This is a genomic window from Streptomyces sp. NPDC033180 (assembly GCF_055577645.1).
Genome location: NZ_JBVIPU010000008.1, coordinates 150,617 through 176,575, shown reverse-complemented (window position 1 = coordinate 176,575; position 25,959 = coordinate 150,617). Strand labels below are relative to the sequence as shown.

The 25,959-nt window shown below is 71.0% G+C and carries 15 protein-coding genes; 2 read left to right on the top strand and 13 right to left on the bottom strand.

Annotated elements, in window-relative coordinates:
- Positions 1-38: 38 nt before the first annotated feature.
- The 3 genes from ACZ5WE_RS22645 to guaA form a co-directional block, all read right to left on the bottom strand.
- On the bottom strand, positions 39-1,304 hold the full coding sequence (locus tag ACZ5WE_RS22645; RefSeq protein ID WP_467691617.1) for a hypothetical protein: 1,266 nt from the start codon (positions 1,302-1,304) through the stop codon (positions 39-41).
- A gap of 169 nt (positions 1,305-1,473) precedes the next feature.
- Positions 1,474-2,259, bottom strand: a complete 786-nt coding sequence (locus tag ACZ5WE_RS22640; RefSeq protein WP_467691615.1) for a class II aldolase/adducin family protein — start codon at positions 2,257-2,259, stop codon at positions 1,474-1,476.
- 378 nt (positions 2,260-2,637) lie between these two features.
- Positions 2,638-4,224: a glutamine-hydrolyzing GMP synthase gene (gene guaA, locus ACZ5WE_RS22635; protein WP_467691613.1), complete on the bottom strand. Its 1,587-nt coding sequence runs from the start codon at positions 4,222-4,224 to the stop codon at positions 2,638-2,640.
- A gap of 535 nt (positions 4,225-4,759) precedes the next feature.
- Between guaA and ACZ5WE_RS22630 the strand changes: the two genes are divergently transcribed.
- Positions 4,760-5,083: a chorismate mutase gene (locus ACZ5WE_RS22630; protein WP_467691611.1), complete on the top strand. Its 324-nt coding sequence runs from the start codon at positions 4,760-4,762 to the stop codon at positions 5,081-5,083.
- Positions 5,084-5,963: 880 nt separating this feature from the next.
- On the opposite strand, the gene ACZ5WE_RS22625 is transcribed toward ACZ5WE_RS22630, so the two are convergent.
- Both ACZ5WE_RS22625 and ACZ5WE_RS22620 read right to left on the bottom strand, forming a co-directional pair.
- Positions 5,964-6,716, bottom strand: a complete 753-nt coding sequence (locus ACZ5WE_RS22625) for a hypothetical protein (protein ID WP_467691609.1) — start codon at positions 6,714-6,716, stop codon at positions 5,964-5,966.
- A 220-nt stretch (positions 6,717-6,936) separates the two neighbouring features.
- Entirely contained in the window at positions 6,937-7,350 is a 414-nt protein-coding gene (locus ACZ5WE_RS22620) for a hypothetical protein (protein ID WP_467691607.1), read from the bottom strand.
- A gap of 189 nt (positions 7,351-7,539) precedes the next feature.
- Here ACZ5WE_RS22620 and ACZ5WE_RS22615 point away from each other — a divergent pair, with 189 nt between their 5' ends.
- Entirely contained in the window at positions 7,540-8,646 is a 1,107-nt protein-coding gene (locus tag ACZ5WE_RS22615; RefSeq protein WP_467691605.1) for an LAETG motif-containing sortase-dependent surface protein, read from the top strand.
- 147 nt (positions 8,647-8,793) lie between these two features.
- Here ACZ5WE_RS22615 and ACZ5WE_RS22610 read toward each other — a convergent pair whose 3' ends face one another.
- From ACZ5WE_RS22610 to ACZ5WE_RS22575, 8 genes are all read right to left on the bottom strand, one after another.
- Positions 8,794-10,638, bottom strand: a complete 1,845-nt coding sequence (locus ACZ5WE_RS22610) for a GMC family oxidoreductase N-terminal domain-containing protein (RefSeq protein WP_467691603.1) — start codon at positions 10,636-10,638, stop codon at positions 8,794-8,796.
- Positions 10,639-10,720: 82 nt separating this feature from the next.
- On the bottom strand, positions 10,721-12,337 hold the full coding sequence (locus ACZ5WE_RS22605) for a succinic semialdehyde dehydrogenase (RefSeq protein WP_467691601.1): 1,617 nt from the start codon (positions 12,335-12,337) through the stop codon (positions 10,721-10,723).
- Between the two features lie 174 nt (positions 12,338-12,511).
- On the bottom strand, positions 12,512-14,254 hold the full coding sequence (locus ACZ5WE_RS22600; RefSeq protein ID WP_467691599.1) for a serine/threonine-protein kinase: 1,743 nt from the start codon (positions 14,252-14,254) through the stop codon (positions 12,512-12,514).
- 108 nt (positions 14,255-14,362) lie between these two features.
- Entirely contained in the window at positions 14,363-15,997 is a 1,635-nt protein-coding gene (locus ACZ5WE_RS22595; RefSeq protein WP_467691597.1) for a serine/threonine-protein kinase, read from the bottom strand.
- A gap of 103 nt (positions 15,998-16,100) precedes the next feature.
- Complete coding sequence (locus tag ACZ5WE_RS22590) at positions 16,101-17,879, bottom strand: serine/threonine-protein kinase (protein WP_467691833.1); 1,779 nt, start codon at positions 17,877-17,879, stop codon at positions 16,101-16,103.
- 210 nt (positions 17,880-18,089) lie between these two features.
- Positions 18,090-21,287, bottom strand: coding sequence for a protein kinase (locus tag ACZ5WE_RS22585; RefSeq protein ID WP_467691595.1), 3,198 nt, complete (start codon positions 21,285-21,287; stop codon positions 18,090-18,092).
- A gap of 177 nt (positions 21,288-21,464) precedes the next feature.
- Positions 21,465-23,678, bottom strand: coding sequence for a serine/threonine-protein kinase (locus ACZ5WE_RS22580; RefSeq protein ID WP_467691593.1), 2,214 nt, complete (start codon positions 23,676-23,678; stop codon positions 21,465-21,467).
- A 513-nt stretch (positions 23,679-24,191) separates the two neighbouring features.
- Entirely contained in the window at positions 24,192-25,898 is a 1,707-nt protein-coding gene (locus ACZ5WE_RS22575) for a glycerol-3-phosphate dehydrogenase/oxidase (protein WP_467691591.1), read from the bottom strand.
- Between the last annotated feature and the right edge of the window lie 61 nt (positions 25,899-25,959).

Sequence of the window (25,959 nt, the reverse complement as noted above, 5' to 3'; positions counted from 1 at the left end):
GAATTCGCGAGGACCGGTCCGGCAGCGGGCCTGGGGGCTCAGTCCGTGACGTCGATCGTGCAGCGGTTCGTCTCCACGCCCGCGGCCGTGATCACCTGGACGTCGACGCGCCCCGGCTCCACGTCGACCGGGACGGGGACGGTCAGGGCAGCGTCGGTCGGGTTGGTGAATCCGCCCGGCACGGGGACGAGCGGCACATGGACGTGCACGGTACCGATGCGAACGACCATCCGGGCGAGGCGATCGGCGGTCTGCGCGCCGGGAGGCACGAATCCTGCGCCTCGGATCTCGATGTCGTCGCCGGTGCGGATGGGGGCGTCGAGATCGCCCGCCTCCCGGGCGCGCACCACGGAGAGGATCACGGGCCGGCCGCCCTCGGCGTACTTGCCCGCGAGGTACGTCGCCGCCGACACCAGGACGAGGAGGGCGAGACCCCACGGCAGGTCGGGCAGCTGCTCGGGACGGCGCGCGAGGCGTACGGCGGCGAAGACCATGGCGACGACGCTGACCAGGACGTACTGCGCGTCCGCGAAGCTGCCGCGGCCCGCGTCGTCGGTGAGAAGGTCGGCGGCCCTTGGCCGGTCGGCGGGCACCTTCTGCAGCCGTTGGCCAAGGACACGCAGGCCCACCACACGCCGTACGAGTACGGCGATCCCGCAGACCACGGCGAGGACGGTCACCGCGCCGGCGGCGCGGGCGAGGTCGAGCCCGGCGATCAGCTCGTCCCGCTCGCGGTGCCCTGCCGCCCCGGCGAGCTCGCCTGCGAGGACGAGCACGGCGAAGACGACGAGGAGGACCCAACAGGCGGCCACCGCACGGGAGGTGGAGAGGCGGTTGTCCTCGCCGACCAACGGCGCGAGGATGCCTCCGCGCGCCCGGTGCACGTATCCGGCGCCGGTCAGCAGGCCCCCCAGTACCACGGCCGCGAGCATCCCGGCGGTCCTGGCGAGGGTCCACCCGGTGCCGATCGCGGTGAGCGCCTGGACCAGGAGCAGCACGCCCACGGCCACCCAGATCACGCCTGCCGTGCGGCGCCAGAGCAGGCCGAGCCAGGCCTCGCCCTCGGCCCTGCCGCGTTCGGCGACGGCCCGGGCGGACTGGGTCAGCTCGTCCGACACCCACTGCCGGGAAGCGCCCGCCGAGTGGGCGACCGCCGCGGGCAGCCCCTGCCCCGCCGCCAGTTCGTCGCGCTTGGCGAGGAACGCGGCCACGGCACGCCGATGCCCCTCGCGCGCACCGTGCGGGCAGTCGCCGCACGTGCAGCCGCCCCCGTGTGCGCCCTGCCGCGCCTCCTGCACCGCCACCGCGTACGCCGCCTTCCCCGCCCTCGTTCGTGCACCGAAACGTGAACTTCCTTGCGATGAAAGGGGATTGTGCCGTACTGGAAGACGATCGGGTTGCCCGGGTCAGGTCAGCGAGGGTGATTTCCCCGTACGCGCGTTGACGGCGGGAGTCCTCGGCTCGGGATCAGGCTCAGGCCAGGAGATCCGGTTCGCTGCGGCTGATGTCCTGCCACAGGGACTGGTAGTTGATCCACGCGACGAGATCGCTGCCGAGCTGCTCGCGCGTCGCCACCGCCTGCTTGTGGCCGATGAGGATCGGGCGGCCCGCGGCCCGCGCGCTCAGCTGTACCTGGCAGGAGCGCTCCATCGTGAGGAACCACCAGGCGGCGGCGTCGACGGAGTCGCCGACGGTGAGCAGCCCGTGGTTGCGCAGGATGACGGCCTTGTGATCGCCGAGCGCGGTGGCGATCCGCCGACCCTCGTCCGAGTCCACGACGACGCCCGTGTAACCGTCGTACAGCGCATGGCTCTCGTAGAAGGCGCAGGACTCCTGGGTGATGGGGTCGAGGAGTTCGCCGAGTGTGGACAGGGCGCGGCCGTGCAGCGAGTGGCAGTGCGCGACGGCGACGACGTCGGGCCGCGCGAGGTGCGCCTGCGCGTGGACGGTGAAGGCGGCCTGATTGACGTGGTGGCGGCCCTCGACGACCTGCCCTTCCGCATTGGCGAGCACCAGGTCGCCCACGGTGACGTGCTTGAAGGGCATCCCGAAGGGGTTCACCCAGAAACAGTCCTCGTGCTCCGGGTCCCGCACGGTGATGTGCCCGGACACCCCGTCCTCGTATCCGAACCGCCCGAAGATCCGCAGCGCCCCGGCGAGCCGTTCCTTGCGGTAGCGCCGTTCGTCCGCCAACGAGTCGTGCACCGGCGGCATCGCGAACTGCAACCGCTCGACGGGTATCGGTGTGGGCGCCTGCATGTGTCCTCCATCCCTGGCTGTACGGAGCGGAAGTTACCGCCGGTCAGCCCAGGAAGACAGGGGTCCCCTGTGAAGAGAGTGCGCAATCGGGGCGCGGGGCCGGGCGGAAGTCGGCACGCCGAGCCGGACTGGAGGTGCCGCCGAGGAGCGGTTCGGCCTGCGCCGCGGTCCGCGTTCCATCTCTTCCGTACGGAGCTGACGGGGGTGGTCCGGGAGGTACAGCGAGGACGAGAAGTATCTGGCGGTGCAGTCGTGGTAGCCGGGCGCACCGGCGCGAACGACCAGGCGGACATGAGAAAACGCCGGTGCCACCGCCCTGTTCGAGGGACGGCGGCACCGGCGTTCAAGCCCGTTCAGGCCTCAGTCGGGCCCTGGGGACTACTCCCACTCGATGGTGCCCGGCGGCTTGCTCGTCACATCGAGGACGACGCGGTTCACGTCGGCGACCTCGTTCGTGATGCGCGTCGAGATCTTCGCGAGGACCTCGTACGGCATGCGCGTCCAGTCGGCCGTCATGGCGTCCTCGGAGGAGACGGGCCGCAGCACGATCGGGTGGCCGTACGTCCGGCCGTCGCCCTGCACGCCCACACTGCGCACGTCCGCGAGCAGCACTACGGGGCACTGCCAGATCTCACGGTCGAGACCGGCCGCGGTCAGCTCCTCGCGGGCGATCGCGTCGGCCTCGCGCAGCAGGTCGAGGCGCTCCTTGGTGACGTCCCCGACGATGCGGATACCGAGGCCGGGGCCCGGGAACGGCTGGCGCTGGACGATCTCGTCCGGCAGGCCGAGCTCCTGGCCGACCATCCGCACCTCGTCCTTGAAGAGCTGGCGCAGCGGCTCGATCAGCTGGAACTCGAGGTCCTCGGGGAGGCCGCCCACGTTGTGGTGGGACTTGATGTTCGCGGTGCCGGTGCCGCCGCCGGACTCGACGACGTCGGGGTACAGCGTGCCCTGGACCAGGAACTCGACGGGCTGGTCACCCGGCGCCTCGGCGACGATCTCCGCCTGGGCCTGCTCGAAGACGCGGATGAACTCGCGACCGATGATCTTCCGCTTCTGCTCGGGGTCGGAGACCCCGGCGAGGGCACTGAGGAAGCGCTCCTGAGCGTCAACGACCTTGAGCTGCACACCCGTGGCCGCGACGAAGTCCTTCTCGACCTGCTCGGTCTCGCCCTTGCGCATCAGACCGTGGTCGACGTACACGCAGGTCAGCTGCGAACCGATGGCCTTCTGCACGAGGGCGGCGGCCACGGCGGAGTCGACGCCACCGGACAGGCCGCAGATCGCGCGCTTGTTGCCGACCTGCTCGCGGATCGCGGTGAGCTGCTCCTCGACGATGTTGCCGGTGGTCCAGTCGGGCTTCAGGCCCGCGCCCCGGTAGAGGAAGTGCTCGAGCACCTGCTGACCGTACGTGGAGTGCATGACCTCGGGGTGGTACTGCACGCCGTACAGCTTCTTCTCGTCGTCCTCGAAGGCCGCGACCGGCACGACGTCCGTGGACGCGGTGACGGAGAAGCCCTCGGGCGCCGCGCTGCACGCGTCGCCGTGCGACATCCACACGGACTGCTCGGTCGGAGTGCCCTCGAAGAGCGTGGAGCCGGGCTTGGAGACGGCAAGGGGCGTGCGCCCGTACTCCCGCGCGCCCGTGTTGTCGACGGTGCCGCCGAGGGTGGTCGCCATCAGCTGGAAGCCGTAGCACATGCCGAAGACGGGGACACCCGCCTCGAAGATCGCGCGGTCCAGGCGCGGCGCCTCGTCCGCGTACACGGAGGACGGGCCACCGGAGAGGACGATCGCGGCGGGGTTCTTCGCGAGCATCTCGGAGACCGGCATGCTGCTCGGCACGATCTCGCTGTAGATCCGGGCCTCACGGACGCGGCGGGCGATGAGCTGGGCGTACTGCGCTCCGAAGTCGACGACCAGAACGGTGTCGGGGGCGGCGGCAGCGGGGGACGCTGATGGCACGGCGGCGGCCTTCCGGCGTTGAGCGTGAGCTTGAGCGATGAGCTGGGGCTCGTGCGTGAGCAGGGGGTCTGTTTTGTCGATTCTAACGGGCTCGCGGGCACCCCATTCGTCGCATCCGACGGGACCCCGCCCATCGCGCCCCTGGAGGGCGCCCTCACGCACGTGCCGGGGGTACCCCCTCGCACGCGCCTGGGGCACCCCCCGCGATCGTGGCGATGCGCGACGTCTCAGTATCCGAGCCGCCTCGGGACCCGTGTTGACCAGGGGTGCGCGCGTGGGGGCATACTGGGCTCGTGACCAAGCACCTCAGCTTCCTCTTTACCTATGGCAACCGGCCCGCCGGCTGCCATGGTCGAGCTGCTTGATCCACTGACAAGCGACTTCCCAGGCGCCCCGGGCCGACAAGGCCCGGGGCGTTCTGTCATTTCCGGACCTTGTCGCTCCGGGGCACTCCATGCGAGATCCACCGAGATCCACCGAGATCCACTGGAATTCGCTGAGATCCACCGAGATCCCATCCGATGAGGAGCCCCAGATGACCATCGCCACGACCGCCATGGCCGGTAAGACCGTCAAGGACGCCAAGAGCGACAAGACCGGCGCCCGCACCCCCGAAGCCGCCGATGTGATCGAGGGCGCACGCGATCGCATCGACGCACTCGACGACCGCATCATCGGTCTCGTACAGGAACGGATGGCCGTGTCGGCCGTCATCCAGGAGGCCCGGATCGGTTCGGGCGGCCGTCGGGTCAACCTGTCGCGTGAGATGGAGGTCCTCGCCCACTACAGGGACGCGCTCGGCAAGCCCGGTACGTCGCTCGCGATGACGCTCCTCGAGCTGTGCAGGGGCCGGGTCTGAGGCCTCCCGGCGCACCCCCGTTCCCACCGGACCTGAGTTCGGGTCCGCTCTCACCCGTACGGCGCGTGACCAGGCCCGGAGGGACTTCGTTGGACCCGATGTCCGTGCCAGCCAGGGGCGGGCACGGAAAAACCACGCGTGGCTCCGCTGGAGCGATGAGGCGCACACCTCGTGTGCGCCGTGGGACCTCGCTCCAGAGACGTGACCGGACGGCAGGGGACAGCAGCCCGGTCACCCAGGGAACGGTCGGCTTCGGGGACGCCCGAAGCCGACCGGCCTCCGTCTCCCGGAACCGTCCCCCCGGACCCGTATCCCGGAACCACCCCCCCCCGGATCCGTCCCCCGATTCGTCCCCGACCGCCCCGGTCACTCTCGCACCCGTCCCCAGCGGCCTCTCCCCCGCCGGCTCCACCGTCTCCGCCGGCGCCGCCGTCTCCTGGTCCCCAGGTCCCTCAAGCTTTTCGGCTCCTCCGTCCCCGCACGAAGGCCCAGCTGTCCCTGTGCTGTCCCTGTTCGTCTGGATCATGCCGAACCGGTTGCGCGGGTCGCGGCGCATCCAGCACGATGCGTAGCAGGACAGGCCGCACGTACGGCTCTGCACAATTCCATTGCCATTGGTCGAGACCACCCGTGCGCCCCTCGTACGCCGGGTAGGCCACCGGCGCCCCTCAGGGCCCGCGGCGCACTCCCCCGGGCGCCGCCCCGTGGCACCGACGCTGCCCTGACGTCGGTGCTGACGGCCAAGGGCCCCGCGGATCCGTCCCGCGGGGCCCTTCGGTTTGCCGTCCCCTGCTTTGCCGTCGCCTGCCTTGCCGTCGCCTGCCTTGCCGTCGCCTGCCTTGCCGTCGCCTGCTTTGCCGTCGTCCCGCTCCGGGCGCCGCTACTTCGCTGCGGCCAGCTTCGCGAGCTGTGCGTCGACGATGACGTCGGCCACCTCCGGGTCGCCCGTCTTCGCGTCACGGAATTTCTCCGGCAGCCCGGCGGCCCCGCCCTCCCCGTCGGCGCGGGCCGACTCCGGGTCGAAGACGTTCGAGGCGCGGAAAGCGATCAGCGTCGAGCCGCTGCGTACGACCGTGACGCGGTCCCGGCCGAGGAACTCACCGGCACGGCTCGCGAGCTTGTACGAGACGGCCTCGTCGCCATCGACCGGACCGGGTTGCGGCCTGACGCCGATGTACCGGCGCCCGCCGTCCCGGAACGTGGCGCACTTCTTCGACTTCGTCGCCGTACGCAGCGTGTCCATGGTGTCCTCGGCGTCGGCCTTGCCGTACGCCAACAGCACGACCTCGGTCGTCGTGGTGTCCGCGACGTCGGTGCTGCTCAGCGTGCGGCTGACGTGAGCCTTCGACTTGCGCGGGGCGGCGGCCGTGAGCATCTCGGACAGCGGGCGGCACTCGGCCGGGTTCACGCGCGCCCCCGACGCCTCGGCCGTGCCCTTGGAAGCTCCGGACTCCTTTGTGGCCTCGACCTTGTACTTCTTCACGTCGCCCGAGGCGAGAGCCGCCTTCTCCAGCTTCGCCCCGGCGGGGGTCGCGTCCGCCCGGACCGGCTTCTCGTCCTTGCCGTCGCCGTCACCGCCGCTTCCGCTGCACGCCGCCGTAAGGCCGAGCACCGCCACAGTCGAAACAGCCACCACGCCACGCGACACAGCTGACTTCACGTTCCCGCTCCCCCACTTTCGTACGCATCGTGCGGAGTCACCCGCACCCCCTCTACGACGGAAGATCGTTACGAGCGGTTCCCCACCTCGGCCCCGTCCACCGCCAGACCCGACTTCTGCCAGACCCGTGCACCGCCGGACCCGACCACTGCCAGACCCGTCCACCGCCGGACCCGACCACTGCCAGACCCGTCTACTGCCAGATCCAGAACCGGAACGGGCTCAGGAACACGATCGCCAGCGCCATGCCACCCACCACGATCACCACGCTCCACACCCGGCGGCTGCGCTCCGAACGCCCGCCGCGCCGTGGCCCCGTCGGCGCGGCCCGCCACTCGTCCGGCCGCCACGCCCCCGCGGCGCCCTCCCCCCGCGCCGCCTTGCGTTTCCTGCGCCGGCGGCCCAGCGCCCGGGAGTCCGCGGCCTGTTGTCGCGCCGCCTCCTCGTCGAGGCGCCGCAACCGTTCGGCCACCATGCGCGCCCGAGCGGACGGCTCCTTCGGCGCCGACGTACGGATGTCACGCAGGCTGTCGCGCTCGAACCGCTCCCACACGTCGTCCGGTATCTCCCCCGGCATTTCGTCCCGTATCTCATCCGGCTCCGCCACGCCGCCCCCTCCTGACACCCCTCGCTCTCCGGCGGATCGCCGTCGAGCGGAGGAATTTCTACGTCACCCGGCGACGCCCGCACAAGCTCTGTGACCCAAGCCGCACAAGCCGCACAAGCCGTGTGATCCAAGCCACATAAGAATTCTGTGAGTTCGAGGACAACCATTCACAGGGGACGCAGGTCATGCATGCGTAACAACGGCCACACCCGCGTCCCCACCGCGGAGGCCTCCACCCCCGTATCGCCCACCAGGTGGTACGCCGGACTCCCTGAGGTCTTCATGAAGCTTCGCCGTGTCATGGCCGCCGCGGCCGCGACCGCTGCCATAGCCCCGATCGCGCTGCTCTCGGCCCCTGCCGCCTTCGCGACCGAGGACACCACGCCGGCCCCGAGCGCGACGGCCACCGAGTCGGCCGCGCCCAGCGCGACGGCCACCCCGAGCGAGAAGCCGTCCGAGACGGCGGCGCCGACCCCGTCGGCCACCGAGTCGACCACCGCCTCGCCGACCGCGTCGGCCACCGAGACGGGCGAGCCCACCGAGGAGCCCACCGAGTCCGAAGAGCCGACCGACGAGCCCACCGTGGACCCCACGGACTGCCCGGTCGACGAGGACGGCGAGGACGCCGACTCGAAGCTGAAGATGGGGCTCTCGGGTCTGCCCGGCAAGATCGTCGCGGGCAGCGGCTGGCACCAGTTCAAGCTGACCGCCTCGAACCCGACCGACGAGGACCTCGGCGAGGTCCAGTGGCTCGCCGCCGTGGACAACTTCACGGAGAGCGAGGACGAGAAGGACTGGCTCGCCAACTACGCGCAGATCCAGTACTTCAACCCCGACACCAAGGCCTGGGAGTCCATCGCGGACGAGGTCTCGGGCGGCCTCTACTTCGGCACCACCGAGCTGGGTGCCAAGGAGAAGGTCGACATCAAGCTGCGCCTCAACGTCAGCGCCAAGGCCCCGGCCGGTGACGGCTACGCGCTCGGCCTCGGCGGCTACCTCGACTCCGAGCAGAACTGCGTGCACAACGCGTTCGCGTTCTACGAGTTCACGGTCCTGAAGGCCGGCAGCGACAACGAGAACCCGGGCGAGGCCGAGCAGAACGAGGGCGGCAAGACGCCCAACGGTGGCAAGACGCCCCAGGGCGGCGCCAAGGAGATCGCGGTCACCGGCAACCTCGCCGAGACCGGCTCCAGCTCCATGCTGCCGACCATCGGCCTCGTCGGCGGTGTCGCCGTCATCGCCGGTGCGGGCGCGGTCTTCGTCGTCCGCCGCAAGAAGGCCGACGCCACCGCGTAGGCACGCGCGTCAGCACGCCGCTGATGCACGTCGCTGATGCACGCCGGTAACGGCACGCCGCTCAGCGGCACCTGAGACACGCTGAAGGACCTGCGCTCGGAGGGGGGTGCAGGTCCTTTGGCGTACTCGGGGGCGCTCGCCGCCCGGTTACTTCTTCGCCGGCATCACTGGCATTCCCAGGAAGGGAAGCCTCAGCGCGCCGAACGCGTCCGCCGGTACCGCCGGGGACTTCGGCTCGACGGCGGCGAGACGCACGTACTGGGTGCCCTGCGCGGGGCGTGTGTCCTCGGCGCCCTTGTTGGGCCAGAACGACATCGCGCGCTCCGCCTGGGCGGTGATCGTCAGGGACGGGTTCACGCCCAGGTTCGCCGAGATCGCGGCGCCGTCGACGACCGAGATGCCGGGGTGGCCGTAGAGGCGGTGGTAGGGGTCGATGACCCCGGTTTCGGCGCAGTCGCCGATCGGGCAACCGCCCAGGAAGTGCGCGGTCAGCGGGGTGCCCATCAGCTCGCCGATGTTCGAACCCGCGAAGCCGTTGATCTCCTTGGCGAGCAGCGTCGCGGCCTCGGTGGCCTCGGGGATCTGCGTCGGGTTGGGAGCGCCATGGCCCTGCCGCGCGGTCAGCAGACCCTTGCCGATGCCCTTCTCCTTGCGGTACGTGGTCAGGGAGTTGTCGAGCGTCTGCATGACCAGGCCGATGATGGTGCGCTCCGACCAGCGCCGGTTGGAGAGCGACCGCGCCGTCAGCCAGGGGTGCTTGGCGACGTTGCCGAGCCACCCGGCGACGCGCGCCTTGCCGCCCTTGATGCTGTACGGCACCTGCAGGATCGTCATGCCGCCCATCGCGTTGGACTTCTTGCCGTAGCGGACCGGCTCGATGTGCGTGGTGGCGTTCGGGTGGATCGACGAGGTGATCGCGACGCCCTTGGTGAAGTCCACCTTCTCGGTACCGTGCTGCTTGCGGTAGCGGCGGTCGGTGGTCTGCGAGCCGACCAGGGCCTCGGAGTTGGTGCGGGTCAGCGCGCCGAGCCGCCCCGAAATGCGGGGCAGCAGACCGGTGTCCTTCATGCGGTGCAGGAGCGTCTGCGTGCCGTAGGTGCCCGCCGCGACGACGACCTCGCGGGCCGTGAACGTACGCCCCTTGCCCTTGCGCTTGGCGTCGGTCGGCAGGGTGGCGACGGCGAAACCGCCCCGCGAGTCCTCGGTGACGGTGACGACGGACGTCATCGGGTGGATGACGGCGCCGGCCTTCTCCGCCAGGTAGAGGTAGTTCTCGTTGAGGGTGTTCTTGGCGCCGTGCCGGCAGCCCGTCATGCACTCGCCGCATTCGCTGCAGGCCTTGCGGGAGGGGCCCGCGCCCCCGAAGTAGGGGTCGGGAACTTCCTCGCCGGGCCTGGCCGTTGAAGTACCTGAGGCGTCCTGTTCGTCTCCGAAGAAGACGCCGACCGGCGCCATGTGGAAGCTGTCGCCCACTCCCATGGCCTGGGCGGTCGCCTTCAGATGGATGTCGGACGGAGTCGTGGTCGGGTTGAGCCGCACCCCGAGCATGCGCTTGGCCTGCTCGTAGTAGGGGGCGAGCTCGTTCTGCCAGTCCGTGATGTCCTTCCACTGCGGGTCGTTGAAGAACGGCGCGGGGGGCACGTAGAGCGTGTTCGCGTAGTTCAGCGAACCTCCGCCGACGCCCGCCCCCGCCAGCACCATCACGTTGCCGAGCAGGTGGATGCGCTGGATGCCGTAGAGGCCGAGCGCCGGCGCCCAGAGGTAGTTCTTGAGGTCCCAGGAGTTCTTCGGGAGCGAGTCACGGGTGAAGCGGCGCCCCGCTTCGAGCACGCCGACGCGGTAGCCCTTCTCCGTCAGACGCAGGGCGGAGACGGAGCCGCCGAAGCCCGACCCGACGACGAGCACGTCGTAGTCGTACGACGCTTTGCCGCCCCCGTTGGACCCACCCGCCTCACTGTCCGGCTGTTTCTGGACAGAGCTCTCCTGTGACATCGACTCTCCTCGTTGAGAACTAACCCCTAGAGAAAGGAACTTGAGGACCCGGGTTCGTGCGGGCCCGGGCCCGGCTCCCGGCCTAGCGCAGGCGCAGGGACTTCATCACCTTCAGGCTCAGGCTCATGAACGCCGCGTACTTCTCGTCGTCCATGCCGAAGGACGGCGCGAGCGGCATAAGACGCTGGTGCGCGACGGTCTGCGCCTCGGTGTACTTCAGGATGCCCTCGGAGCCGTGCCTGCGGCCGAGGCCCGAGTCCTTCATGCCGCCCATCGGCGACTGCACGCTGCCGTAGGCGGGCGCGAAGCCCTCGTTCACGTTGACGGTGCCGGTGCGCAGGCGGGCGGCGAGCTTGCGGCCGCGGCTGCCGTCCTTCGTCCAGACCGAGGAATTCAGTCCGTACGACGTGGAGTTCGCGAGCTCGACCGCTTCGTTCTCGTCGGTGAAGCGGTAGATGGAGACGACCGGGCCGAAGGTCTCCTCGCCGCACACCGCCATCGGGGACTCGACGCCGTCCAGGATCGTCGGCTCGAAGAAGAACGGGCCGATGTCGGGCCGGGCGACGCCGCCCGCGATCAGCGTCGCCCCCTTGGCGACCGCCTCGTCGACGTGCCGCTTGGTGGTCTCCAGCTGCCGCTCGCCGACCAGCGAGCCCATCTCCGCGCCGTACGCGAGGGAGCGGCCGAGCCGCATCGCCTTGGTCCGCTTGGCGAAGCGCTCCACGAACTCGTCCGCGATCGACTCGTGGACGTACAGCCGCTCGATGGAGATGCACAGCTGGCCCGCCGACGAGAAGCAGGCGCGCACGGCGCCCGCGGCGGCCTTGTCGCTGTCGGCATCATGCAGCACCAACATGGCGTTCTTGCCGCCCAGTTCGAGCGAGACGCCGACGAGGCGGCCCGCGGCGCCCTGCGCGACCTCGCGGCCGGTGCGGGTGGAGCCGGTGAAGGAGACGTAGTCGGCGTGCTTGACGATCTCGGGTCCGACGACGGGCCCGTCACCGATGACGACCTGGAAGACCTCCGCGGGCAGCCCCGCCTCGATGATCAGGTCACGCGCCCACAGGGCGGTCAGGCAGGTCTCCGTGTCGGGCTTCATCACCAGCGCGTTGCCCGCGACGAGCGCGGGAAGGGCGTCGCCGATGGACAGCTCGAAGGGGTAGTTCCAGGGCGCGATCTGGCCGACCACACCGCGCGGCTGGCGGTTCTCGGTGACCTTCGTGAGGGTCGGTACGACGCCGGTGTGCCGCTTGGGGTTCAGATACGCGGGGGCCTTGCGGCCGTAGTGCCGGGCGGCGACGGCGACGGCCTGCAGCTCCTCGTGCGCGTGCAGCCGGGCCTTGCCGGTCTCCAGCTGGATGAGGTCCAGGACCTCGGCCTGGCGCTGCAGGACCAGGTCGTGGAAGCGCAGCAGGACCGCGGCGCGGCGGCGGACCGGGGTGCGCTCCCAGGCGACCTGGGCGACCCGGGCGCGCTCGAAGGCGGTGGCCACGTCCTCGGGGGTGGACTCGGGCAGGTCGGCCAGCTTCTCGCCGGTGAACGGCATGTGGTTGGCGGTCCGTGCCGAACCGATCACGTCCCGGGTGAGCTGCGCGATGAGCTCGGGAGTCACCACGTCGGCGGCGGTGCGCGCGCCTTCGGGGGCGGTGGCTATCGGGTTCGTTCCGAGGGGCGCTGCGGTGGCCTGCGAGTCCGTCATGGGGGTGAGCGTAGGCCCAGGTCAGGGTTTTGGGTACCCGTCGGTAATCCACTTTCGCCGGGCGGACACATCGTGCCAGCGATTGCTGGCGGCAAAGGCCCTGATCAGGGGCTTAGTTGGAGTTGATCAAGTGGGGACGCGAATTCACGCGTCCCCGTCGCCGACCGCGTCGGGTCAGAGCTTGTCGATCTCCAGATTCGCGATCGCGCTCTTGGCGACCTCGCGGCCGCGCTCGGTGAAGTCGCCCTTGCTCGGGTAGTCGATCCAGAGCTTGTACATATCGCCGGGCTTGGCGGTCTTGTAGTAGAAGACCTTGGCCTCGCGCGGCTTCAGTCTGTCCGAGTCCGAGTCGTCGACGTACGTGATTGTGTTTTCGGCGGACTCCCGGTCCTTGTACGAGGTCTTCGCCGTCCTGCTCCGCGGGGCGGGCGCCTCGGCCATGCTGCTCTCGTCGCCACTCTCGATCGCGTCGCCGTCGCTGTACGCCTGCGCGGCCGCCGACCCCGCCATCTCTCCCGTGGTGTCCTCGGACTTCTTCTCGAGATACAGAGTGATCGAGATGGCGGTGCTCGGATCGGTGTAACTGACCCAGTGCTCCGTCTTGTCGATGCCGTCCGGCACGGACTTCACATAGTCCGGCGGCGCCGCGAGCGTCGCGCCCAGCGTCTTCTCCTCGTGCTTCTTCCAGCTATCCGCCTCATCCGCGGCGAACGGGTTCATGACCACGAGGACGCCCGCGACCACGGCCGCGACGACCACCGCGCCGATGCCCATGAGCGCCTTGCGCCCGAGGGTGACGCCCGTGCCGCCCGACGCGCCTCCGCCACCGACCTGGACGACCCGCGTAGGCGCCGTCTGCGGCGGCTGCGCCGCCTCCTCCAGGAGGGCGCGGACCTGCGCGGCGCGCGGGCGCTGGGCCGGCTCCTTGATCAGGAGGCTGTTGATCGCGTGCGCGAGCGGGCCCGTGGCCGAAGCCGGCGCCGCCGGCGTCGCGTTCAGGACGGACTGCAGCGTCGCGGGGGTGTTGTTGCGCCGGAACGGCGACACGCCCTCCGTCGCGGCGTACAGGACCACGCCGAGCGACCAGAGGTCCGACGCCGGGCCGGGGCGCTGGCCGAGCACCCGCTCCGGGGCGATGAACTCGGGCGAGCCGACGAAGCCGCCCGTGTCCGTCAGGTTCGTCTCGCCCTCGATCTGGGCGATGCCGAAGTCGGTGAGGACGACGCGGTCGTGCTGCCCCAGCATCACGTTGTCCGGCTTGACGTCACGGTGCAGGATGCCCGCCTGGTGAGCGGCGTCCAGGGCGCCGAGCACCTCGAGGCCGATGCGTGCGGCGTCGCGGGCGCCCAGGGTGCCCTCCTGGAGGGCGGCGCCGAGCGAGCGGCCCTTGACCAGTTCCATGACGATCCACGGCTGGCCGTCCTCCACCGCCACATCGTGGACGTTGACCACGGCCGGGTGGTCGAGGCGGGCCGCGGCACGCGCCTCGCGGCGCATCCGCTCGAAGGCGTTGGCGCGCTCGCGCTCGGGGAGGTGGTCGGGGATGCGGGGTTCCTTGACGGCGACCTCGCGGTCCACCGTCTCGTCCTTCGCACGCCAGACCGTGCCCATGCCGCCGTGGCCGAGCTTGGACAGCAGGCGGTAGCGGCCCGCGATCAGACGGCCCGCGCCCGGATCCGGCTCCGACGGCTGATTCGGCACCACCTGGGTGGGCTGGGCGTAGGGCGACGGGGGCGGCGTCGGAGCACCGGGGTGCTGCGGGCCGGAAGCGCCGGGCTGCTGCTGACCGGAAGCACCGGGCTGCTGCGGGCCGGCAGGGTGCTGCGCGGTCTGCTGGTAAGGCTGTGGCTGTGGCGTCTGCAGTCCGTAACTGGTGGGTTCGTACGGACCGTAGGAGGCTCCCCCGTCATTACTCATGCACACATCAGTACCTTGCCGACGGTCTTTCGTTCCACCCGGGTCACTGACTTGTGACCCGGGCGATGCACCCGGCGGAACTTCAGCGGCGTGCCTCTGCGGTCTACGTCAGCGGCGCACGAACGAGTCGACCGCCGTGTCGAAGTACCGCCGGCCCTCCTCGGCCCTGCCGACCGGCGCCGAGACCCACACGTCGTACATCCGGCCGCCCTCCTCCCAGCAGAGGTCGTACGTGTGCCGGGCGCCCTCCGCCTCTGTGAAACCGTCCCAGCTGAACTGCCAGAGGGCCGCGGGCCGTCCGTTGTGCGAGGTCTCCGTGACCTCGCCGTCCCGGTAACCCGGGTTGTTCTCGGGCCCCTTGGCGTCGGAGCGGCGCTGCACGGCGAGCGGGCCGCCCGGCTCCGGGGCCGACTCCTTGATGCCGATGCGGAAGGTGCCGCCCGCCGACTTGTAGAAGACGCGGGGCCCGTCCACCTCGCGCGTGAAGCCGTCGGGCACGGCGAGCGTGAAGCCGCGGCGGTCCTTCGTCACGCGGTAGCCCTCCGGGGCCTCGGGAGTGGAGGGCTTGGGGGTGCGGGAGCCGCGCGTCACCGTCACCGTCGGGGTCGGGGACGGGGAGGGGCTCACCGTCTTCGTCGGCGCGGACTGCGTGGCCGTCGGCGGCGGCTTGTCACCGTCGCCGCCACCGTCCCTGCTCATCAGAAGCGCGGCGGACACCCCTGCCCCGGCCACCGCGGCCACGAGCGCCGCCGCGATCAGCATGGCCCGGCTGCGGCGACGGGAAGGGCCGGCCTGCTGCGCGGGCGGACGCGTGGGCAGATCGCGGTAGGTGGGCGTGTAGCCGCCGATCGGCCCGACCGGCAGCGCCGACGGCTGGCTGCCGGCCCGGCCCGCGGGCGTCGACGGCATGCGCCCCGTCTCGACGTACGTCCGCAGCAGCCGCTCCGCCTCCCCCGCCCCGAGCCGCCGGTCCGGGTTGCGTTCGAGGAGGCCGAGGATCACGGGCAGCAGGGGTGCCGCCGCCGGTGGCGGGCGGATCTCGTCGAAGACGACGGCGTGCAGCACGCCACTGATCGAGTCCCGGCGGAAGGGCGATTCGCCGGTCATCGCCGTGACGAGCAGCGCGCCGAGCGACCAGAGGTCGGACTCGGGTCCTGTCCGCTCGCCCGACATCCGCTCGGGAGCGGTGTACTCGGGCGAGCCCACGAACGATCCGATCTCCGTCAGCGTCGTCGCCCCGCTGACCTGCGCGATCCCGAAGTCGGTGAGCACGACGCGCCCGGTCGTCTCCTCCATGAGGACGTTCGCGGGTTTGATGTCGCGGTGCAGGACCCCGGCGGCGTGCGCGACACGCAGCGCGCCCAGCAGGCCGATGCCCATCCGCGCCACCTCACGCGCGCTCATCGGACCCGTCCGCGCGATCCGCCCGGCCAGCGAACCGCCCTCGATCAACTCCATGACGATGTACGGGCGGTCGCTCTGCACGACGACATCGTGGACGACGATGATGTGCGGATGCCTGAGCTGCGCCGCAGCCCGCGCCTCGCGCAGGGTCCGTTCGCGCTGCTGCATCGCGTCGGATTCCGAGAGCGTGTCGTCGAGGGCGAGTTCCTTGACGGCGACCCGCCGGCCGAGAAACTGGTCAGTGGCCTGCCAGACCACGCCCATGCCACCCCTGCCGAGCCGCGCGTCCAGGCGGTAACGGCCGGCTATGACCCGCGCGTTGTCCCCCACGCTCCCCATGCGGCCATCATGCCCCACAGGTGTGCGGACGGACCCTGTGGGCGTGCGGGGCGGACTGGTTCCGGCCGCTTGTCCCTGCCATCACGGCCGCGGGAGAGGGCATTCAGCGCTCCCGCCAGCCCCGGAGCATCGCGTCGAACTGCTGGCGTGCCGTGCTCCAGTCTTCCGCGGGGGACGACATGTAAATCACGTACTCGACGCCTTCACGGCTGAGATACATCTGTTCGATCGCGCGGCGCGGGCCCGCGGTCGTGTCGTTCGCCCCGGCCGTCCAGCTGAACTCCCAGAGCGCGCCCGGCCGGTCGCGGAAGGTGTTCTGGTCCAGTTGCAGCCGCTGGTAGCCCGGCAGCTTGACCTTGGAGTTCTTCTCCAGGTCCAGCTGGTGCGTGTAGGGGCTCTCCCACGTCGGTTTGCGGTCTATGCCGATGCGCACGAAGTGGCGTCCGTGGTCGGGCGTGTAGTCGATCTGGCTGCCGTCGGCCTCGCGCTCCCAGCCCTTGGGCAGCCTGAGGCTGAAGCCTTCTGCGTCCTTCACCCGCGGCCAGTCCTCGGGGATGCCGCCGACGGTCTTGCCCGCCTTCCCGTCACTGGACTGCTGCGTACGACCGTCATCGCCGTCCCCGTAGGACAGGTAGCCCGCGGTCCCGCCGCCGAGCAGCAGGACCGCCGCGACGGCGGCGACGAGCGCGGGGCGCTTGCGGCGCTTCGGGGGGTTGGGGTGGGAAGGGAGGTGAGTGTGGGACGTGGGCTGGTGGGGGCCGTGGACGACGGTGCCGGAGGATCCGGAGGAAACGGAGGAACCGGAGGAACCGACGGTGTTCCCGATCCCGATCCCGCTCCCGATCCCGTTTCCGTTCCCGCTCCCGATTCCGGTGACCACGGTGCCGGGCTCCACGGGGTGGTGGCCGAACTGCGGGGTGTGGGCCTGCGGTTGCGGGTGCGGGTGTTGCTGCGGGTGTTGCTGCGGCTGCTGGGACGTGCCGTGGGTGGTGTGGGTACCGTGGGCGGTGTGGCTGCCGTGGGTGGCATGGTTCTGCGTCGGCACGTACGCCTGCGCCCCGCTCGGCCTGCGTCCCTCCGCCGCCTCCGCGAGCATCAGCTCGGCTTCCTCGGCCGTCGGCCGGGTCTCCGGGTCCTTGCGCAGGAGCGCGCTGATGACAGGGGCGAGCGCCCCCGCGTACGCGGCCGGCGCGGGCTCCTCCGTGACCACGGCCTGCATGGTGCCCAGCGGAGACGTACGCCGGAACGGGGAGTTCCCCTCGACCGCCGTGTACAGGGTGGCACCGAGCGCCCACAGGTCTGAGGCGGGGCCGGGGTTGGCGCCGCTGACCCGCTCGGGCGCCAGGTAGTCGACGGAGCCGACGACCTCGCCGGTCCGCGTGATCGTCGTGTCCCCCTCGATCGCGGCGATCCCGAAGTCGGTCAGCAGGATGCGCCGGTCGTCCGCCAGGAGTACGTTGCCGGGCTTGACGTCGCGGTGCAGGACCCCGGCGGCGTGCGCGGCGCGCAGGGCCTTCAGGGTCCACAGGCCGATGCGGGCGGCCTCGACGGGATCGATGCGGCCCCGTTCCTTGACGGCGTCGGCGAGCGAGCGGCCCTCGACCAGCTCCATCACGATCCAGGGCCGGTCGTCGTACTCCAGGACGTCGTGGACGGTGACGACCGCGGGGTGGTTGATCCGGGCGGCGGCCCGCGCCTCAGCGTGCGTACGGGCGAAGAGGACCGCGCGGTCGGCCTCCTGCACGAACTGTGCGGCCGTCAGCTCCTTGACGGCGACGGTCCGGTGCAGCACCTCGTCCCGTGCGCGCCACACCCTGCCCATGCCACCGCGGCCGATGGACTCTCCGAGCCGGTAGCGGCCCGCGAGGAGCAGGCCCTGCATCTGATTCACGATCCCCCGCATTGGTTCTGACATGGCCCAGATTAGGGAGCGGTCGGCGTACGGGGAACCTCCGGGGGTGCTCGGAGACCTCACTGTGACGCGCGACGCAACGTCGTCGGGCCGATGAGCGATGAGCGATAGGCGGTGAGCAACGGGCAGTGAGCGGTGAGCAATGGACAAGGGGCCGGTGCTCAATTGGATACCCGACGCTCAATCGGTGACCTCATAGGTCGACGAGGCCTGTTCATAGAGCCGGTCCACTTCGTCACGCTCGGCCTCGGGCCCCCGGATCTGCACGACGTGGTACTTCCCGCCGACAATCATCGCGAGATTGCGTACGAAGACTTCGCCGCCGCCCGGGCCCTGCCAGGTGAACTGCCCCTCGCCCATGACCCGTCCGCCCACGTCGATCCTGCGCATTCCCGAGGACTCCGCCCAGGTCGAGTCGCGGAACGGCTGCAGTTCGCGCTCGTGCTCACGCTGGTACTTCATGGGGTCGCTGCCGTACTCGTCCGTGCCGTCCCGCCCCGGTACGACGATGAGCTCGAAGTCACCCCGCGTGTAGACGACTTGTCCCCGGCCGTTCTTGGGCTGCCGGTCCCAGCCGCTGGCGACGGCGACCCGGAAGCCCGCGGCGTCCTTGCGGAGCGTGAAGCCCTGCGGCACTTCGGGCCCGCTGGTCTGCGGCTTCTGCGAGCCGGGGCTCTTCTCGGGCTTCTCGCTGGGCCCACCGGACTTGCCGTCCTCGCCGTCCTCGCTGGGCTGGGCGCTGGAGCTGCTGCCGGTGTCGGGCGCCTGGCTGGTGCCGGGGTCTCCCACGGAGCCCGTGCGCCCACTGCCCTCGTTCTCCCCCGACTTGGGCATGAAGACCATGGCGTACGCGACCGCTGCGGCGAGCCCGACCAGGATGAGGAGGAGCAGGAGCCGCCCCAGGGAACGCGGCCGCCCCGTACTGCTCTGCTTGGCGGCTGAGCGCTTGGGCGTGGGGGCGGCTGCTGCTGCTGTCCGCTGGGGCCTGGGCGCCGCGGCCGCCTGCCTGGCTTCCCGCCCTCGCTTGTGCTTGTGGCGCCCGTTCTGCCGGGCGTTCTGCCGGGCGTCCTGCATGGGGGCGGCGGGTGCGGGGGCACGTCGCTTCTTCCGACGTACGAGATCACCGCGACGGCGTACGACAGGCAGCCGCCGGGCGTCGAACGGCGGCGCGGGTACGACGTTCGCACCGGCGTCCGGCTCGGGTGCGGAGCGGACCAGTGACCGCAGCCAGCCGCTCAGTTCCTCGATGTCGAGTCGCTCGGTTGGGTCCTGACGCAGCAACGACTCGACGACGGGACGCAGGGCTCCGCATTCCTCCGCGAAGGCGGGCGGCTCGGCGCACACCAACTGGACGAGCTCGAAGGTGCTCTCCTCCGGGTAGGGCGCGTGGCCCTGCACGGCCCTGAACAGCAAGGCGCCCAGCGCCCAGAGGTCGGTGGCGGGCCCGATGGGCGGGGCGAGCTGCCAGTTCTCGTGCACGGGCCCGGCCTGCTCGGGCGCCCACCGCTCGGTCACGCCCCCGACCACGGTCATCCGGGCGTGCCGGGCCCGCTCCGCGGCCAGAGCGGTCGCGGGCCCACGCCGTGCCCCACTTCGCTCGGCGACGAGGGCGTCCCAGTAACTGTGGCCGGACGATGCCGAGGGAACGGATGCGGCTGGAGGACTGCCATGGCCAGGACCAACCTCAATGGCACCCTGCCCGCCTCGGCCAACGGCAGAACCAGGCACACCCTGCCTCGCGGCGACCTGCCCCCGCCCACCGCGACCGTGCGCGGAGCCCGGCCCGGAGCCGTGCGCGGAGCCGTGCGCGGAGCCCGGCGCGGAGCCCGGCGCGGAGCCGTGCGCGGAGCCCGGCCCGAAGCCGGGCGCGGAGCCCGGCGTGGAGCCCGATCCGGAACTGGAAGCGGTGCCCGGCGTGCCGTAGCCAGGGCCCTGCCCACCGCGGCCCGGCGCACCGTAGCCGGAGCCCTGCCCACCGCGGCCCGACGCACCGTAGCCGGAGCCCTGCCCACCACGGCCCGACGCAGAGCCCGAAGCTGCGCCCGAAGCACCGTAACCAGAGCCTTCTCCCCCGCCGGCAGAGTCGGCACCCGGGGCGGCCTGGTTCGGGCCGGAACCCCGTCCGCCGTAGCCGGACGGCGGACGCGAGCCGCTCAGGCCAGGCTCGGCACCCTGCCCGCCAGAGCCAGGCTCAGCGTCCTGCCCTCCGTAACCGAAGCCGGCGCGCTCCCGCTCAGCGTCCTGCCCTCCGTAACCGAAGCCGGCGCGCTCCCCTGGGGCGGGCTCGCCGCGGCCGGTTCCCTCGTCAGCGGGCCCGGCGTCCTTGCCCCCACCGGGACTCGAAGCCCCCGATCCACCGCCCCTCGGCACCGCTCCGTGCCACGGCTTCGTACCCCCGACCCCGTACGGATCCAGGATCCGGCCGGCAGTCTCGGCATCGCCCCCGCCCCTGCCGCCCTCGTCGTACCCCTCGCCGCCCCCCGGGCCCGCTCCGAACGACCCGCCGGCCCTGGGCCCCGGCAACTCCGCGCCCCGGCGCCCCTCGTCCTCGCTCACCCGCGCCGCAGCCCGCGCCCCGGCGCGATACGCGGCTATGGCGCTGGTTCGTGCGGCCCGCGCGTCACCTCCGGGCCCCGGGGCCGGGGCGGCCTCGATCGCGGCAGGCCCGCTCGACCCGTCGGATTCCTCCGCCTCGGGCACCCCACCGACATCGGAGTCACCCCCGCCCTCGAACCCCCCGAGGAACTCCTCGGGCCGAGGGTCGTACCCGCACAGCGCCTCTTCCGCCGCGCCCGCCGCGAGGCCCGTGAGGACCACCCGGCCGTCGTCGCAGACCAGGACCGTGCGGGCGGTGATGTTCCGGTGCACCCAGCCGTGCGCGTGCAGCACCCGCAGCGCCGTCACCACGTCCGACGCGACCTCCGCCGCGCGGTACGGACTCAGCGGCCGGTCCGCGAGCAGCGCGGCGAGCGGCCTCGCCGCCACCAACTCGCTGACTATCCACAGCGAACCGCCCTCGGCGAAGACGTCGAAGACCTGGTCGAGCCGCGGATGGTCGGGGATCTGCGCGGCGGCCTGCGCCGCCTCTATCGCCCGACGCACCGCCGGATCCGACGGCCGCCGGGTCGTACGCGCCGACGGCCGGCGCACGGCCCCCGCGCTCACGAACCCTGCCGGAAGCTCCCCCTCCGGGAGGTCACGCTCATCGAGCTCGAGCACTTCCGCGTCGACGACCTCAGGCAACGGCACCTGCCTGACCAGGACTTCCTGTCCGCTGTAGGTGTCAAAGGCCCGGGTCTCGGCGAGTTCGTACTCATCCGCGGGAGGCAGCGGCAGGCGATAGCGGTCGGCGAGTACCCGCCCCGCGTATTCGTCCACGACGCCTCCCCCGTCCGCCCGGTGGTCAATTCCGTTCGCCTTACGCCCTGTTGCGGCTGCGTACGGTCCGCAAGCACTCACGATACGTGCCAGAGGCAAACCACATTGAGGGGATTGCTACTTCTTCGGCTGCTTCTTCTGCGGCTGCTCCTTGTACGGCCACTACCTGCACAGCCACTACTTCTTCGGTTCGAACGACTTCGTGAAGGCCCGCCACGCGTCCTTGCGCTCGCCGCTGTCCCACTTGTCCGCCTTGGACGTGTACATCAGTCCGTAGCCCAGGTGGTCGTTGACGACGAACCCACGGTCTATCGAGCGGTACTTCGTGCCGCCGTCGACGTACGTGAACTCCCAGTCGGCCGTGTTCCAGCCCCGGAAGTCGACCTTCTCTATCCGGATCCGCTTGTACTGCGACCGGACCATGTACGACTCCTGGCTCTTCCAGTCGCCCACGGGGTCCGACTTGGGGGTGGGAGTCCAGCCGATCAGCAGCTTCTGCCCGTCCGGCCCGGAGAAACGCGCGCCCGCGACGCTCGTGGACTGGTACTTCCAGCCCTTGGGCAGACCCACGGAGAAACCTTGGGAGTGCTTGTACGTCGACTCGACAGCGTCTTCCGGCTTCTTGCCGGAGTCATCGTCACCGCCGTCACCGTCGTCGCTCTCGCTCGGCTCGCCCTCACCCGAACCGGGGCTCGCCCCCGCGCTCGCCTCAGCTTCGTCCTTGGCCCTGTCCTTCTCGGCACTGTCGTCCTGCCCGGTGCCCTTGCCCTCCTCCTTCTCGCCGTCGCCCGCGGTCGCCCCGCTGGACGCGGCCTTGTCGCCGCCGTTCTTGCTGTCCCGCGCACCGCTGCCGTCCCCGTCGCTCAGTGCGAACGCGAGCACGGTTCCGAGCACCGCGAGCGCGAGGGCCAACGAGAAGATCACGAGCGTGCGCCGAGGCACCACGTCGGTGAGCGAGGCCTTGGGAGGCGTCGCACGCGGCGGCGTCGCCGGAACCGGCGAAGTACTCGAAGAACCGGAGGCTCCCCCAGCCGCCCCGGAGCGCGAAGGCTTCCCCGCCACCGCCCCAGAAGCTGAGCCGGAACCGGAGTTGGAATGGGAGGTGTGGTTGGAGGTGGGGTTCGAGTTGGAGGTGGAGCCGGAGTCGGAGTCGGAGGTGGAATCCGAGCCCGAGACAGACGGCGAAGCAGAAGCGGAAGCGGAAGCAGTCGTCCCGGCCCCCGCACCCCGAGCGGTAGTCGCAGCCGCGGCCTTCCGCACCGACCGGAGCGCACCCTTCAGCCGCTCGGCGACCTCCTCGCCCTTGCCGCCGCCGGAATCCACGGAGGAGCCCGCAGACCCGGAGGCCGTGGCGGACTCGGACTTGGCCGCCGCACCAGCGGCGCCCGCAGCGCCGCCACCGGCCGCGCCCGCCCCGGCCGCACGGCCGACGCCCCCCTTGCCCTTGCCGAACCGCTTCCCCGTCCCCGAGGCCGGCGGCACCGGAGGCAGCGGCACGACCTTCGTCGCGTCGACCGGCTCCGGCTCGTCCTTGACCTCCGGCGCGTGAATCACGTCGATCAGGAGCGCCCGCGCCCCCACGTCGTCGAGCCGCTGCTCGGGGTCCTTGGCGAGCAGGCCGTAGATGACCTTCTCCAACGGCCCCGCGTTCGTCGGCTGTTCGACGTCCTCGGTCATCACCGCCGTGAGGGTGGCGATCGCCGAGCCCTTGTCGTACGGAGGAACGCCTTCCACAGCCGCGTACAGCAGGCCGCCCAGCGACCACAGGTCGGCAGCCGGACCCGGCTTGTGCCCTCGCGCCCGCTCCGGCGAGATGTACGAGGGAGCGCCGACGAGCATGCCGGTGGACGTGATCGACGGATCGCCCTCGACCTGCGCGATGCCGAAGTCCGTGAGGACGACCCGCCCGTCCTCGGCGATCAGCACGTTCGACGGCTTCACGTCGCGGTGCAGAATACCCTCGCGGTGCGCGGACCGCAGTACGTCGAGCACCGCGAGCCCGACCTCGGCCGCACGCCTCGGCGTGAGCAGCCCGTCCTCGCGAATGGCCTCGGCGAGCGACTTGCCCTCGACCAGCTCCATCACGATCCACGGCCGGTCGTCCTCGTCGACCACGTCGTACACGGTCACCGCACTGGTGTTGCGAATCCGCGCGATCGCCTTGGCCTCACGCAACGTACGCGTGATGAGCCGCCGCTTCTCTTCCTCGTCGATGCTCGAGGGAAAGCGCAGTTCCTTCACCGCGACCGTACGGCCGAGTGTCTCGTCCTTGGCACGCCAGACGGTTCCCATTCCGCCGCGGCCGAGCACTTCTCCCAGCCGGTAGCGCCCGGAGAGGAGACGTTCGCTCTTGTCCTGACGGGACTGACCCGTCTTCTCCGCGTCCGACATGCGTCCCCTCTGCTGCTACCGCTGCTACCCGCGCAACCCGCCCTGACAGAGCCTCCATTGTCCCTCACTCGGGGACCGGTCTACGCCCAGGGTCCAACGTCCCTCATGATGGGCTCCGCACAGGCAGGGACCGCCGCCCCCAATCCACGGACACTGTCGGCCATACCCCCCTCTGCGGCCGATTTCGGCCCGCCTTCCGCCAGTGCGCCGCCGGCCGCGAAACCGGCCACGGACGCCACTCTTCCGTTGCTCGCCACCCAGGGCAAGGCCCCCGCCGCGGCTCTGTTGGCCCACAGAGCCGCCTGGTCAACGACCGCGCCAGAGGCCCCGAACCCTGCATCCGACCGGCAGGAGACCCGCCAACCCCACTGGCGCTTCGCCCACGTCGACGAGCCCTCGGCCATCGAACGAGCGCACCTGGCAGCCGAGTTCTGCCAGCTTGTCAGCGCTGGAGCATCGTTATGTCCGCGCTGGAGTATCGCGATGTCAGCGCCGGAGCGCGCGGTGTCCGCGCTAGAGCGGCACGATGTCCGGCGCCCCCAGCCTCGCCGCGTCCGCCGTCAGGTCATCCGGCTGCCGCTGCGACTCCCGCTCCGCCTCCACCCGCTTCTCGTAATGCTGGACCTCCCTCTCCACCTGGTCCTTGTCCCAGCCGAGCACCGGCGCCATCAACTCGGCGCACACCCGCGCACTGCGCGTGCCCCGGTCGAACGTCTCGATCGAGATCCGTGTGCGCCGGGTCAACACGTCGTCCAAGTGCCGTGCGCCCTCGTGCGACGCGGCATAGACGATCTCGGCGCGCAGATAGTCGTCCGCGGCAGTGAGCGGTTCGCCCAGGGTGGGGTCGGCCGTGACGAGGGCGAGGACCTCTTCCGCCAGCGAGCCGTACCGGTTCAACAGGTGCTCCACGCGCACCACATGAAGTCCGGTACGGGCGGCGATCCCGGCGCGCGCGTTCCACAGCGCCTTGTACCCTTCGGCGCCGACCAGCGGAATGTCCTCGGTGACACAGTCGGCGACCCGCTGGTCGAGGCCGTGCACCGCCTCGTCCACGGCGTCCTTCGCCATCACTCGGTACGTCGTGTACTTGCCGCCGGCGATGACCACGAGGCCCGGCGCCGGATGGGCCACCGTGTGCTCACGGGACAGCTTGCTCGTGGCGTCCGACTCACCGGCGAGCAGCGGCCGGAGACCCGCGTACACCCCTTGGACGTCGTCCCGCGAAAGGGGCACCCCGAGCACCGAGTTCACATGCTCCAGCAGATAGTCGATGTCGGCGCTGGACGCCGCGGGATGCGCCTTGTCCAGGTCCCAGTCGGTGTCGGTCGTGCCCACGATCCAGTGCCGGCCCCACGGAATGACGAAGAGGACGCTCTTCTCGGTGCGCAGGATCAGGCCGGTCGTCGAGTTGATCCGGTCCTTGGGAACGACCAGATGGATGCCCTTGGACGCCCTGACGTGGAACTGCCCCCGCTCCCCGACCATCGCCTGTGTGTCGTCCGTCCACACGCCGGTCGCGTTCACCACCTGCTTGGCCCGGACCTCGTACTCCCCGCCGCCTTCCACGTCCTGCACCCGGGCGCCGACGACCCGTTCGCCCTCGCGCAGGAAGCCCGTCACGCGCGCCCGGTTGGCGACCTTGGCGCCGTAAGCCGACGCGGTGCGCACCAGGGTCGCCACATAGCGGGCGTCGTCCATCTGCGCGTCGTAGTACTGCATGGCACCCGTCAGGGCGTCCTTCTTCAGACACGGGGCGACACGCAGGGCGTGACGCCGGGTCAGGTGGCGGTGCATGGGCAGGCCGCGGCCGTGTCCACGTGACATCGACATGGCGTCGTACAACGCGACGCCCGATCCGGCGTAGATCCGCTCCCACCCCTTGTGCTGCAAGGGGTACAGGAACGGCACCGGCTTCACGAGGTGCGGGGCGAGCCGCTCCAGGAGCAGGCCGCGCTCCTTCAGCGCCTCCCGCACCAGCGCGAAGTCGAGCATCTCCAGATAGCGCAGTCCGCCGTGGATCAGCTTGCTCGACCGGCTGGAGGTGCCCGAGGCCCAGTCCCGCGCCTCGACCAGGCCGGTGGACAGGCCGCGGGTCACGGCGTCCAGTGCGGTGCCCGCACCGACCACTCCCGCTCCCACGACCAGGACATCCAGCTCCCGCTCGGCCATTCCCGCAAGTGACTCGGCACGCTCCGCCGGTCCCAAGGTCGCTGTCCTCACCGCTGCCTCCCGTTAGCTGTCGGGTGTGGTCGCGCTCACATCATGCCCAGATTCTGGTCGG